Genomic DNA, 13849 nt, shown 5'->3' with positions numbered 1-13849 from the left:
TTGCAGAACGACCTATTTGCCTATTTTTGTTAATAAATAATCTATCTGAGATTGCTGTTCTTTTATTGCTTCAACCAGTAAAGGCACAATTTTAGCATAATTAACAGTTAAATAGTTTTCGCCAGATTTAGAAATCTCAGTTCCATTTTCTGTGATTTCTCTGTCAAAAGGTGCCATAGTGACGACTTCAGGTAAAATTTCTTTTACTTCTTGAGCGGAGAGTCCGATTTGCAAGTCGGTACATTTATAACCAAAACTTTTTGCTAAACTATTGTTTTTGTAATAAAAACCGTTCAAAGTCTTAATCTTATCAATAGCATTAATGATATTGCCTTTTCTTGTTTTTAGCCTCTCATCAGAATAATATGCTATTATGTCTCCGGTAGCTGTTATATTGTTATTAACTAAAAGTTGTTTATTTCCATAGATTTCTACGTTTGTAGTGTTTTGCATCCATATTCCTCCTCCATAAGAAGAGTTATACCAGCCTGAAGAACCTCCAGATCTAAACCAGCCATCACAAGAAAATGAGTTTGCGACACCAGCATCAAATCCAGCAGCAAATCGGGATCCCGTAACAGATCCTGAAGTCCAAATTCCGGTACCAATTGCCGTTTTTGTAGTTCCAGCCTCCATTACCAATAACTGATGACTTAATCCCGCCTTTGATTGGCCGCCAACATTAGGGTGTGTCCAGGCTAGTCCATAACAATCATTTGTAGCTGAACCATCTGCCGCTAACTTATAGGCATCTCCCATAGCATAAATCCCTTGATATCTTATTGAGGAATATACTCCAACGATTCCGTTTCCATAATTATCATCAATGTAGAAATTGCCATTTGCCCGTGTCGATCTGTCTGAAATTCTAGAAGAATCTACTCTTACTCCAAACGTATTTGATCCATTCCATCCCATAAGTGAAGGATAAGTAGCGGTCCAGGCAATTTGAGAATTTGCATTGTTTACAGATGTACCTGAAGGTGATAATGATGATGATGCATCGAAAATGGTATGACTACCTCCGTAATTGGTCCAATTTAGTTGGCTAGATAAAGTTGATGTGCTGGCGTTTCCAGATAATGGTCCAATAAAGTTTGACCCTGTAAATGCGCCAGTTGCACTAATACTTGCAACATTTGTATTAATGGAGCGGAATATCCATCCTCGATTTGTAGCTCCATCCATTGTAAGATAGGTTGCCCAATCTCCATTAACAGCCCCGTACCCACCGTAATTAGAAGTTGTCGCAAACATTAAGCCATACGCTGGTTTACCATTTACAGCACCAGCATATAGAGAGAGGCCTTGACCAGAGCCATCTGTTTGTGTAACTCCAAAAGCCGAACTGGATGTTAATCCAGTTGTCTTTAAATCGCCATTACTAGCAAAAATAAATCTTGATGTGGCATTTGTAGCATTGCCAAAATGTATTCCTATAGAGTCGGTACCATATTGACCGGAAGTCCCCTGAAAGTAGCTTAAGCCATGTTGGTCAGCATCTCCAAATGACCAAATTCTATTTCTTGTATTAGTAGCATAATTAGCAGTTTGAAAACCATTTCCTGAGCTGACAATTCCAGAAAATGCTGAGTAATATTTGTAACTATTTGTGTTTATTGCAGGATAAACAGTCGTATTTAATGTCTGATTAGGGACTGACGAATCATTTGTTATTGTCCATCCATTATTCCAATCGGCGGTGTTATATCCACCTACTACGTCTAAGACTGCTGCGCCTGAATAATTTCCTCCTGCCAGCCAAACATAGGCCTTTCCGTCTGAATCTGTACCCATGATTACATTTATCGGATTAGTACCACATATCATAACGGCTTTCGGAGAATACCAACTGTTAATGGTTTCATATAAATAACCTGAAAACTGAATATCATATGCTTCGTATGATTGATACAGTCGAACGGTAAATGAAACCATTTTACCTGAGTTTGAAGCGAATGGTAATTTTACTTTTAAGCCACCTACAGCTCCGTTAGTAATAAAATAAGTTGCAACAGGAGTTCCGTTATAAATGTTTGAAGGAATTGTAGCAGATTTTGTTGCCAATCCTAAAGTGTTTATAAAATTTGCCGGAGTATAATATCTTAAATATTGATCGTCTGATGCATAAATTTTACTAATTGCATTTGTTCCATTATCGCCAGAAGTTGTATTAATCCATCCGGCCTGAATGTAACCATTACTATCGGTTCTGACAATTTTATTCGGCTCGTTATTTGTTGAAGAGTGAACGGCCAGTCCTCCGGTGGTATTTGCATTTCCAGTTACATTAATAGGCCAAGTTCCAGATGCGCCAGAACCTGTAGCAGAAGCTTTAGAATTTAATTGTGTTTGAATTGAACTTGTAGCATCATTAAACAGCTGTTGATTTGCTGATTGAAATTTTCTGCTCGTTGTTTCTGCAATTTGATCAGCGGAGTAATCACCTGTTTGAGAAGTTATGGCTCCATTACGACCAAATACTGTTGTCACGGCACTAGTAGGAGTTAGCAATTCCTGCCAGTCAGCTAAAGTAGCCGAATTTAAACCTTTAAGAATAAAAGATTTACTTAAATCCGTTCTAACAGCAATGTCCCCTGTTTCTGCTTTTAACAATAACATTGCTGCTTGCGAAGCAATTACAAATGTGTCGTTTACTGTAATAGAAGGAAGTTGAGACGCAATTAACTTTCCATCAACACCAAGTCCTGCATATCCATTAGCACTATTTTTATTAGATATATTTTCAGGAGTAAAACCTAAAGAAGATTGTTTGGCGTTCCAGATGGCTTTTTCCGGATCACTTACAAATCGATTATTTGGATCTTGTAAAATGATGGTAGCGGGGTGATTTTCAGGGTGCTCATAGTTAGAAAGTGTTCCAATACGCGCAATTTCTGTATCAGAGAGCAAACTTTTTCCATTTACTTTATCAACTTTATTATTTTGCAAATTTTTCCCCATTTCGGCTGTTAAAGCCTTTGTCGCTCCCCCGGAAGTAAGGTCATTTACTAAAATGTTATTTAGTGAATTTTGGATTGTCTCAATAGCATCAGCTAATTCCTGTATGTTTTTTAAATTAACATTATCAGAGACTAATAATCTATTAATACTATCAATCAAATCTTTTAAAATTTTACCTTGTCTGGCATCTAGTGCTTTTCCTTCCACATTGTAATCTAGTGCATTGTAACTATTTATTTTAAGAGTACTGATGTCAGTAAATTCTAACTCTCCATCATTATTAGTAGTCAGGATTTTTTCAGGAACATTTTTTTCTAAATCTGCTACTTTTATTCTGTTGTGATTGGTATTCATTTGTTTTGCTTTTTTAACGTTTAAAAAAATATTTTTGGGATATATCCTATGTGATTTGTGCTTTTTCTGTAATCAACCAATATCTCTTCCCCATAATTAAGTTGTCTGTTCGCTTTCAGGATTAATTTATTTCTCTGAAAAATTACAGTGGTATTGGGGGTGAAAGAATGATTACAGTATCTTCCTAAATCATCTGTTTCCCACCATGCTTTAACCATCTGCTCTTGGAATAAATACCTGGAGTTTTTACTCGTGGGTTTGTCAGTGAGCCAAATACCAATTAGCGTTCCAGTTAAGATCTTTTTACTAACTGTTATTTTTATATTGTTTAGATCATCACGATTAATTACATAATTCATTTTGGATCTGCAGGTTTTATATTATGAGTTAACACCCCGTTTGCGAAATAAGTATGAGAAGGACTCATTGACAGAGGGTAGATAATTCTTTTTTCCGAATGGATATGTACAGAGGTTACAGGTATAATCTCTTTGTTAATTCCGTACAAATTATCCCCTACTATGACATTACCTATCGGAATGAACTTCCAAAGGCCATCACGTTGAATCAATTGTGAGTGATATGGCGTCGCCTCTAGTAATCCATCATTAATAACGACTATTTTCTGTGCAATTTTTGGTTCTATATGAGTTATGGGTGATGTAATTCGATTCTCTGTTAGATAATCGGAAGACCATTTATATAATTTATCAGTATCATTCGTATCTTTTAAAGTATCAATTTGAGCAGAAAGTAATAACTCATTTATAGTTAATGCTTCAATTGCTTTTTGAGTACCATCTGATAATGTAATTAAAGTACCTTCAACAAAACACGAGATACCTCCTTCAGTTTGCCAACCCGCAATTGTAGAGAAATTTGAATAATTTCCTGCAGCGTCAAATGCACGGACTTGATAATTATAATATGTATTACGAGCACCAGTATCCTGATAATAGTAATTGGTTCCGGTATATCTTGTTGACCAGGTTCCGGTAGAATTTACTCTTCTTTGCAGTTGATAACCTGCTACTGCAATATTATCTGTTGAGGTATTCCATTCTATGGCTATTGAAGTTTGAGGGTTACCCGATCCAGATCCGCAAGTTAATCCAGTTGGGACGCTTGGTGCTGTTGTATCTAGACCGCTTACAAAAAAAGTATTTGAAAAAAGATCTCGAATGGACAGATCGAATATTTGGTACCAACTATCGGTTGATGGAATTCCGACAAATCTGGGAGAAGTTGAAGAACCTTTGCTATCTGTCCAAGGACCACTTTGTGAGCCGGTTCTTGTGCTAATGGTTAGTTCTGAGGGATTATATCCCGTCCCACTGACCGTGAAATATAGGTATCCTCCACTAAACCCGGTAATGACTATAGAACGAGCAGTTGCTGCAGTATTGTAGCCTCGGAATTCTGACATTGCATGTGGTGCAGATCCATTTGGCCTGTATGGTGAATTGGTATTTATAGTACCAAGACCACCCGTTGATGCGCTATTTAAGGAAATTGTAGAACCAGAAGGCTTGTCAAATGCACTATTAATTTGGTTCATTGTTATAGGTCCGTTTAGAGGTAGTTCCATTATTGTTTTAAGTTTAAATGTTCAAGAATATTGTTTGCTTTTTCATTAAGACTATTATTAATTTTTTGTTGTTCTTCAATTTTAGTATCGATTTTTACTAATAAGTCTGTCATGATGTTTTATACATTAAATTATTAAAGTAAAACACATTTATGTTCTACATTACATTGTCATACTTTACACTACCATTGGATTAAACGAAGTTTTCATCTCTCTGGAATAATGTAGAATATAAGGTTATGGAAATGCGGGATTTTGATAAACTACTCAGGCAGGTAATGGAATTTATACATATGAAGCTGGAAATACTAGTGATCATTACCGTGGATCAATAAACTGGAAGATTACCTCTAATTATCGGAAGTATCGAAAAAGGTATTGTAAACGGAAGTTCCAGTATCAATAATCTTATTTGTAATTCCTGTTTTTTGCTTACATAGCGGGGATTGAGAGATTTATCAGGAGTTCATCAGAATATAGCAATTTATGATAAGATTATAGAATTGATAGGTGCGAAGTTTTTTTTTTGGATTAATAAAAGTCCGTAAATTAAGACTTCTACTTTCTAAGGTGGGCTTTATTGATTTATAAATAAAGAGCTATGTAGTTGCTAATCTGAATAGATTTCTACTATGTATGTTTTAATTTTAAAATCGTATCTATTGATTGATAATAAGCTGGATATATGTTTTTTACATACTCATTAAAATTATGAGCTACTTCTTCCTTGTATTTATCAATTAATAAATGCATATATCCGTTTTCTGTTGCTAATTTGTAGTAAGGATCTATTATTGTACCTACGGTTATTTTTAATTTATCCGCAATAACGGCCCAAAAGTATTGTTCCCAGATAACGCATAATTTATGAAGCGGTACAAGAGATTTGAGCTTTTTTTCGTTACGATCCATAAAAGTAAATACAGAATCACAGAATAATTTATTAAATTCAAGATTGTTACAACCATAAATTCCAAGATTTACGGCATGTTTTTTATCAGAGAATCCAAGTGGTAAATCTGTTCCAAGATTTTCTAGTAATTCAATGTAAGGCATATAGGTTTTATGGTAGGAATCTATATAAAATGGTTCAATGTTTTGAACATAAAGCTCGTTGATAAGGAGTTCTTTAGAAAAAGGCTCGAACAAAATGACGTCTAAATCAATATGTAAAAAAGGTTCTTTCTGAATACTGTACGCTTTGATTTTTCCTAATGCCCATGAGTTTTTATCATACCGGTCCAATTCATCAAGATCAGTTTTAATGGATTCGAATGGTAGTCCTAATTTTTCTATCCATACCTTACTGGTACTATCTGTGACCATTTCAACTCTGCCATAATGTTTATAGCTATTGAGAACAGATGCTACCATGGATGATAGCATAAATCTCGAGTTAAACCAGTTACCAGGCTTCTTTAATCCACTACCGGTTTCCCAGTAACTGTAAATTACTTTCATCTGTTTATTTTATATATATAATGATACTGTATTGCGGCCCAGATGAGGTAACAGTGGCTCTTAAACTACTTCCCGTATTTGAAAAGTACCCATTTGTACTATTTGATCCGGCAGTCATGTAAAAATAGTTTGATGAATTTAGTCCTACGGTGGGTGTATATAAATCCATAACAAATGTGCCATTCGAGAATATTAAATTAGTATATGAAGTACTAAATTTAAAACTATCCCCATGGGCTAATGTAGGTAAGGTAATATAAACAATATTAGTACCATTTGCTTTAATCGCCATATATGTTGCGCTAATTGTACGCCCTGTATTATTCCATATTACACCAGTATTAACGGTTCCACCTCCGCTAGAGCCACCTCCAGAAGAAACGGCTGTATGATTATAGCCACGCCATTCGCTAATTGTGGCTGGATTTGAACTGGAGGGTTTCGAATTACTATTTTGATTAATAGTAGCATAACTACCATTTTCGGCTGCATCTAAAGATATAGATGTTGTTCTGGAACGACCTAATTCTACATTTATGTCTCCCATTGAAAGAGCGCCGGCTGTTGAGAGTGCCATTATAATTTTAAGTTTAAATGTTTAAGAATAAGTTTCATTTTTTTATCTTGACCCTCAATTTGTATCTGTTGTTTTTTGACCGCTTCGAATAGTACAGCAACTGCATTTTGATATTTAACAGCTTTTGTACCATCTTCGCGTGTAATTACCAATTCAGGAAAAGTTTCTTCAAGTTCCTGAGCAATAAATCCAATGGTGTCTTTTTGATCATTATCTATTCTATCATATAAGACCCCTCTTGAAGCCTGAATTCGCTCAATTACATTTGCAATAGGTCTGATGTTTTCTTTAACTCTGGCATCCGAAAAAGCAGTAACATCTCCAGTAACGGTTAAAGAAGAACCTGTAATTGTGCCAGAGAAAGCCGAATATGCAGAATAATTAATATCTGTTAACACAGTTTTCCATGATGTCCAGTCTGTAGCACTATTATGAGTAGTACTACCTCGAAATTTCATGCCGCTGCCATCTCTGGCAATAGTCATCTGTTGTCTACCATCACCTGAACCCATATGCAATGTTGAGGTATAGTAATATCCGGATGATGGCTGTTCTTCTCTGATAATTGTCGAAATATTACCTGTCAAAGTATTTATTTGGTTTCCTGGTTGAAAAGGAAAACCAGTCGAATTACCGGTCACACTTATTGGCCAATTTCCTGAGGCATTAGAGCCATTTAGTTTAGCTGCATAATTAGTAAAGTTTTCAGTATCCATAATAGTCCTCCAACCTGACCAGGAACCAGAGGTCATATTTCTGCTCAATAAATTACCATTCCAAAAAGAGTTAGCAATTTGAAAGCCATAACCATCAGTACCTGACCAGTCAGAGCCTGCGATGTTAATCCAATTCCACCAATCGTTATTAGGCATTCCGGTAACGGTATTTCCATAGAAGAAACCTGATGGATTTGCTTCGTTTGAAGTATTTGCATTTTCATTGTTTTTTGATATTGAACGGCCTCTTGCATTCTTGCCCTGGACTACATTATCTGGATTGAAATTTCCAAAATGCAATGCTGTGTTTCCATTTATCGTGACGGCATTTCCTAATGGATTAATATCAAGAGGATTTCCATTATGGGATTGTATGAAATTTCGACCTGAATTAGTTCCAATTGCAAAGTTTGAATTAATCGGAGTACTGCTGTTTGGGGAACCCTTTAGTAATGAACTGTCATTCCCTGAATGCCAAACAGTATTTCCTAGAACCAATAGCTCTTTGTTAAAATAAAAATTTGGTCTGTCAGTGTAAATGTGCCCATGACTACTATTTGTAGGGCCAAAATCGATGTAACCATATTGTGTTTGATTTCTGGCCCACCCGTCCTGTAAAGTAATATTAGTAGATCCGTTATTTAAAGAACTGGAACTCCCTGTTATATTAATTCCCCATGTACCAGAAGCTCCCGAACCTGTTGTAGAAGCTTTGGAGTTTAATTGCGTCTGAATTGAACTTGTAGCATCATTAAAAACCTGCTGACTTGCAGTTTGAAACTTTCTTGATGTAGTTTCAGTAATTTGATCGGCGTTGTAATCGCCAGCCTGTGAAGTAATAGCACCATTTCTTCCGAAAACTCTTGTCACTTCGCTGGTAGGAGTTAATAGTTCCTGCCAGTTACTTAAAATAGCTGAATTTTGACCTTTTAAAATAAAAGATTTGTTTAAATCGGTTCTTACCACAATATCACCAGTTTCTGCAGTTAAAGCTAACATTGCTGCTTGTGATGCTACAACAAAAGTATCATTTACAGTAATAGAAGGAAGTTGCGACGAAATTAATTTTCCGTCCAAACCTAAACCGGCATAACCGTTAGCAGTGTTTTTGTTAGATGTATTTTCAGGAGTATAACCCAAAGCAGACTGTTTAGAATTCCATGAAATTTTTTCAGCATCTGATACAAATCTATTAGCAGGGTCCTGAGTGATGATACTGGCAGGGTGACTTTCGGGATGTGCATAATTTGAAAGTGTTCCCAAACGGGCAATTTCGCTATCAGAAAGCAAACTTTTTCCGACAATTTTATCAATTTTACTGTTTTGCAAACTTTTACCCATCTCGGCAGTTAAAGCCTTTGCGGTGCCGCCGGTAGTTAAATCATTAACCAATATTGTGCTTAAAGAATTGCGGACCACCTCAATTGCATCACCTAATTTTTGAAGTGTGTTTAAATCGATATTGTCAGAAACAAGCAATTCATTTACATCATCGATTAAATCTTTTAGGACTTTTCCTTGTCTTGCATCCAAAGCTTTACCTGGAAGAATATAATCCAGGGAGTTATAACTTTCTATTTTGATATTGTTGATATCGCTAAATTCTAATTCGCCATTGTTGTTAGTCGTTAAAATTTTATTGGGCAGATTTTTTTCTAAATCAGCCACTTTTATTCTGTTATGATTAGTGTTCATTTTTTGTTTTTGGGTAACTATAAATTATTTGAAATTTTTCTTGGAAATTATATACAAGTAAATCCAAATTCCACATTATTTCTATTGACTAAAGATTTTTGGATCATTAATTTTAAAAAATAATTATTCTGTAGAATTTGGATTGAATACTTGAAAGTTTTTAAAAGGAGGAGTTATTTTTGTTCATCAAGATTGGGGTACGATTATAAATTATTTTGAACGTTGTTTGTAATGATGAGTTTTTAAAAAAAATAAGATACTGTATGTTAGTTGTGTTTTTAATTGTAAACCCTGATTTCAAATGATACTAAATTTAAGTTCATTTCAGCTGAACTTCCTCCTGAATTATAACAGCTTAATGAAACGCTATCTGCTGTATTTTGTGAAGCTGATAAAGTATTAACATTCCCTGTTCGAGTGACAAAAACGACTGTTTTGTTTGATGCGAAAGTTCCCGTTAGCGTGCAGGAGTAACTGCCTAAACCAGCTCTGCTCCAAACTGGTAGACCACCTAAAGTATTTTCTAATACAGTTGCAACGGGAGGATTGGTACCAGACTGACTTAACAAAGCGGTATATACTTTATAGGGTCTGGTAAAACTTTGAACAAAAGCAGTAGTTGCAATTTGGGTAGTATTTGTTCCTGGTGCTGCAGTTGGAGCTGTGGGAACTCCTGTTAAGGTTGCTCCCCCGGTAAATGTATTGGCGATGATGTCTCCGGTTTTATTGACAGTATAAGTATCGACTCCATTGTTTTGACCTCTATAAAGAATAGCAGTAGATTCAGGAGTAGCATTTACCTTAATTCCCGTTTGATTTATATATGGTGCTTTTAAATTTATCAATATACCATTAGTTCCTTCTGTGTCTATTTTATATCCGGTTGCTCCATAAGCAATAGTAGATGAAACTGCTGTACCACCTGCAGCGTCGAAGATGGCTCCCACGCTAAGTGTATTCGCTCCGGAATTTGTTCGTATACCTTGAGATAAACCTTGACTAGGACCATTATCAAAGGAAAGAACTCCAGTTTTTTTCTGATTGCCATATATAGAAATGGTATCATTAGAAAGCGCTAAAACAGCGTTTGCTACAAAAGCATTTGTCGCTAATTGTGTTGTTCTTGATCCTGAGGCGGCGGTTGGAGCTGTTGGTACGCCAGTAAATGAAGGTGAAAGCAAATCTGCTTTTGAGTTCCAATTTGCTTTTTCAGTATCCGTTACAAATCTATTATTACTATTCTGTGAAATAATTTCTGGTGGATGATTAGCAGGATGCGTATAGTTAGACACTGCTGCAAGTCGCGCAATTTCGGTATCAGAAAGTAAACTTTTACCAGCAATTTTCTCTACTTTGTTATTTTGCAAAACCTTCCCCATTTCAGCAGTTAATGCTTTTGCTGTACCACCGGTACTTAAATCGTTTAATAATAATGTATTTAAATAAGCTTGTCCTGCTTCAATAGTATCCGCTATTTTCTGAAGCGTATTAAGATTGACATTATCGGAAGCAACTGTTAGTAGTACTTTATTTAACTGAATACGCCCTGTTTCGATGGCATCGGCTATTTTCTGAATTGTATTAAGACCGATATTATCAGAAGCAACCAAAAGGTTTACATCATCGATTAAATCTTTTAGGACTTTTCCTTGTCTTGCATCCAGAACTTTTCCCGTAGCAACATAATCAAGCGCATTGTAACCTTCTACCTGAATAGTGTTGATGTCACTAAATTCTAGTTCCCCTTTGCTGTTTGTAGTTAAAAATTTATTGGGCAGATTTTTTTCTAAATCTGCCATTTTTATTCTGTTATGATTAGTGTCCATCTGTTGTTGTTTTTAGATTATAAACTATTTGAAGTTTTTTCTTGAAAATCATTCAACACGTAAATCCAAATTCCCTATTGTTTTTTTCTTCTAAAGATTTTCTGATCGTCAATAAAAAAGAATAATTTTTTTTGTGGAATTTGGATTAAAGTGATGTGAAGTTTTTAAAAAGAGAAACTATTTTTGTTTGTCAAGTTGATTTTCTGTTTTAAAAATCAGTTTACATTGCTTGTTTGTAGTTATGGGTTAAAATTCCATTTGCAAAAAAGGTGTGAAATGGATTTAACGTCATCGGGTAGATGTTTCTTTTTTCCAAGTTAATTGTTACAGCAGTGACTGGTATAATTTCGCTGTCTATTGTATATAAATGATCTCCAACAAGAATATCCCCTAATGCAATAAATTTCCAATAGCCATCGCGCTGAACTAATTGCAGGTGAGTAGGGGTAGCCTCAAATAAACCGTCATTAACGATAATAGTTTTATAAGCAACTTTGTGTGTAAGTTTTGTTATTGGAGAAGTAATTCGGTTTTCAGACAAATAGCTGCAAGACCATTTATACAACTCTTCAGCATTATTGGTATCGTTGAGTGTTTCAATTTCGGCAGAAAGTAATAGTTGGTCCAGTGTAAGTTCTTCAATTGGTTTTCTTGAACCATCAGGTAATGTGACAAGTGTACCTTCAACAAGACATCCGCCACTACCGCCACCTCCAGTCGGAGGTACGTAGGTAATTTCGCAATTTCCGGCGTTATTGGCATACGCTTGCACATTAGCCGCTAACCAGTCGTCTGCCTGAGTATTAGCATCTGCCAGACTTATGGTAGAGAAAAATTGATTTGGATAAGAAGTATATACAACCGTACTTCCACTATATCCTCTCTCACAGTTATTTCTTTTCGCGCTTAATTTTCTTTCTTCACTATAATACCTTGTGCTGGGTACGCAGGTAGTTGTATCCAAAACGGGAGCAATGTAATCCGGATCTGTAACTACATTTGGTTTTGTTGGCTGTCCTGTCGGAGTTCCGTCATCGTAATACAATTCGAGCTCTGCAAAAGATTTATATCCTGTATTTCCCATATTTTTGTTTTTTAATATTTAATTACGATTTGTCCTGTAGAGGAGTTTTTGATGTAAGTAATGTATCCAAGGTTAGTGACGGCCTCAATATTTCTATGCAAATTGGTACCTTGTACGGGCACTTTTTTAGAGAAGTTTTTTTTGTCAACCAGAGTCCCGCCAACGTTAATAATGTCGTATCCTGATTTTTCCATTTTTCCACCGATATAGGTTACTATTTCAACATCGATATTTCCTGTTCCGACAGCAGTATACCATGATCCCGCCATTCTTATCTGAACGGTATTTAAAGTAGGATAGTCTGTTGTGATTTTACTGAAATTTACCAGACAGCTTTCGACACCATTTGTCTGTCTATTATCACCGGCCCACATAATGTAGGAATTGGCAGCATTAGCATTGACGGGAATCTCATTATTAAATCCGTGGTTCCAGCCCATCCATTTGTTGTCCAGAGAAGTTCCCGAGTTGATGATTCCGGTATAAGTATCGAAATCCTGTCCTGCCCCTAATGCCCATTTGTATCTAATAATCATATAGTTAAAAGGTGACAGTGTTACGGTAGGTTCAATGACACAGGAAGGTTTTATTCCTCTCCAAACTGTTTTTCTGCAGGAACCCGCATTGTTGGCATAAGCCTGCACATTTGCTGCCAACCAGGCATCTGCTTTTGCATTGGCATCTTCGACACTTATAGTTGATACAAACCGATTGGCATTTGCAGTAAGTTCGACGGAAGTTCCCATGACTCCGGCAGCGCAATCATTTTTTGCCGCAGTCAAAGACCTGGCTGTATTGTAATATTCCATAGTTTATTTATAATTGATTATGATTTGCTTAGCTCATGCCGAAGATTTATTCAGTCAAAGAGCTAATTTCGAGAAGGTAAAAGCCAAATTGTTTTTTGTAGATAATTTGTTGCTTATACCTTTTTGAAGTACTTATTTAAATTATTTTCTATTTGCAAAACTGAACTTCACCAATAGAATGGCCAATTCATTACTGACAAAACCAAACAAAGCAGCAAGCCAGATAATGGATTCTGTTTTTAAGAATAGGTTTGAAAACCTAAAAAAAGTCAAGGAGATGAAAAAGCCAATAATTAAATTAAGGAGATTGTCCAGAAACAATAATGGCCAAGACCGACGATAGGGAGTTCTATCGCTATAGTTGTACTTCAACTTTGCCCGAATCAAGATCGTCGTTGAAGCACCTATAAAAGTTAAGAGGAACCACGTAAGGCTGACTGACAAATTTGTGGTTCCTGTTAACTGTTCTAAAATTATTTTCAAGAATTATTCCTGTTCTTGTTTTACAATTTCACCGGTTTCAATGTTTACACGAATATCTCCGTATTCGGCTTTAATTGTTTTTTCCAGTTCATTGAAGTTCTGCTGCTGAACGGCGATCTGACTTAAGATATCCGCTTTTTGAAATTCATACTGAATAGACAATTCCCCCAACGATAATCTGGCCTTATCCATAAAGAGATTAAAGTCCTGTAATTTCTTTAATTGTTCTGCGTTGATTGTTTTTGTTTCTTCTTTATTGATTGTTACGTTTTCCATTTTTTATTACTTAGAT

At 35.7% G+C, this 13849-nt stretch carries 10 protein-coding genes; all 10 read right to left on the bottom strand.

The window, feature by feature from the left end; translation table 11 throughout:
• Positions 1-12: 12 nt before the first annotated feature.
• Entirely contained in the window at positions 13-3318 is a 3306-nt protein-coding gene (locus AC3IS6_RS21000; RefSeq protein ID WP_489162221.1) for a tail fiber domain-containing protein, read from the bottom strand.
• 20 nt (positions 3319-3338) lie between these two features.
• Positions 3339-3677: an SET domain-containing protein gene (locus tag AC3IS6_RS20995; protein ID WP_489162220.1), complete on the bottom strand. Its 339-nt coding sequence runs from the start codon at positions 3675-3677 to the stop codon at positions 3339-3341.
• On the bottom strand, positions 3674-4906 hold the full coding sequence (locus tag AC3IS6_RS20990; RefSeq protein WP_489162218.1) for a hypothetical protein: 1233 nt from the start codon (positions 4904-4906) through the stop codon (positions 3674-3676). The genes AC3IS6_RS20995 and AC3IS6_RS20990 overlap by 4 nt, the downstream gene beginning before the upstream one ends.
• Before the next feature lie 630 nt (positions 4907-5536).
• Positions 5537-6367 (bottom strand): DUF6734 family protein, encoded by an 831-nt coding sequence (locus tag AC3IS6_RS20985; RefSeq protein WP_489162216.1) that lies wholly within the window; start codon positions 6365-6367, stop codon positions 5537-5539.
• Positions 6368-6371: 4 nt separating this feature from the next.
• Positions 6372-6944: a hypothetical protein gene (locus AC3IS6_RS20980; protein WP_489162214.1), complete on the bottom strand. Its 573-nt coding sequence runs from the start codon at positions 6942-6944 to the stop codon at positions 6372-6374.
• Positions 6944-9355, bottom strand: a complete 2412-nt coding sequence (locus tag AC3IS6_RS20975; RefSeq protein WP_489162213.1) for a tail fiber domain-containing protein — start codon at positions 9353-9355, stop codon at positions 6944-6946. The genes AC3IS6_RS20980 and AC3IS6_RS20975 overlap by 1 nt, the downstream gene beginning before the upstream one ends.
• Before the next feature lie 278 nt (positions 9356-9633).
• Positions 9634-11181: a hypothetical protein gene (locus tag AC3IS6_RS20970; RefSeq protein WP_489162211.1), complete on the bottom strand. Its 1548-nt coding sequence runs from the start codon at positions 11179-11181 to the stop codon at positions 9634-9636.
• A 220-nt stretch (positions 11182-11401) separates the two neighbouring features.
• A complete protein-coding gene (locus AC3IS6_RS20965) occupies positions 11402-12265 on the bottom strand; it encodes a DUF5977 domain-containing protein (RefSeq protein ID WP_489162209.1) in 864 nt (287 codons plus the stop codon).
• 11 nt (positions 12266-12276) lie between these two features.
• Positions 12277-13074 (bottom strand): DUF5977 domain-containing protein, encoded by a 798-nt coding sequence (locus tag AC3IS6_RS20960; RefSeq protein WP_489162207.1) that lies wholly within the window; start codon positions 13072-13074, stop codon positions 12277-12279.
• Between the two features lie 486 nt (positions 13075-13560).
• Positions 13561-13833 carry a hypothetical protein gene (locus tag AC3IS6_RS20955; protein ID WP_489162205.1) on the bottom strand — a complete coding sequence of 91 codons (273 nt, stop codon included), beginning with the start codon at positions 13831-13833 and terminating at the stop codon, positions 13561-13563.
• Positions 13834-13849: the final 16 nt, after the last annotated feature.

This window comes from Flavobacterium sp. KH_035 (genome assembly GCF_057839565.1).
Note: the sequence above shows the minus strand (reverse complement) of the source record. Positions and strands in the feature narration are given on the sequence as shown.

What these genes read in the sequence shown, in the direction of transcription:
- AC3IS6_RS21000 (WP_489162221.1), bottom strand. Translation starts at nt 3,318, where the DNA reads ATGAATACCAATCACAACAGAATAAAAGTAGCAGATTTAGAAAAAAAT.
- AC3IS6_RS20995 (WP_489162220.1), bottom strand. Translation starts at nt 3,677, where the DNA reads ATGAATTATGTAATTAATCGTGATGATCTAAACAATATAAAAATAACA.
- AC3IS6_RS20990 (WP_489162218.1), bottom strand. Translation starts at nt 4,906, where the DNA reads ATGGAACTACCTCTAAACGGACCTATAACAATGAACCAAATTAATAGT.
- AC3IS6_RS20985 (WP_489162216.1), bottom strand. Translation starts at nt 6,367, where the DNA reads ATGAAAGTAATTTACAGTTACTGGGAAACCGGTAGTGGATTAAAGAAG.
- AC3IS6_RS20980 (WP_489162214.1), bottom strand. Translation starts at nt 6,944, where the DNA reads ATGGCACTCTCAACAGCCGGCGCTCTTTCAATGGGAGACATAAATGTA.
- AC3IS6_RS20975 (WP_489162213.1), bottom strand. Translation starts at nt 9,355, where the DNA reads ATGAACACTAATCATAACAGAATAAAAGTGGCTGATTTAGAAAAAAAT.
- AC3IS6_RS20970 (WP_489162211.1), bottom strand. Translation starts at nt 11,181, where the DNA reads ATGGACACTAATCATAACAGAATAAAAATGGCAGATTTAGAAAAAAAT.
- AC3IS6_RS20965 (WP_489162209.1), bottom strand. Translation starts at nt 12,265, where the DNA reads ATGGGAAATACAGGATATAAATCTTTTGCAGAGCTCGAATTGTATTAC.
- AC3IS6_RS20960 (WP_489162207.1), bottom strand. Translation starts at nt 13,074, where the DNA reads ATGGAATATTACAATACAGCCAGGTCTTTGACTGCGGCAAAAAATGAT.
- AC3IS6_RS20955 (WP_489162205.1), bottom strand. Translation starts at nt 13,833, where the DNA reads ATGGAAAACGTAACAATCAATAAAGAAGAAACAAAAACAATCAACGCA.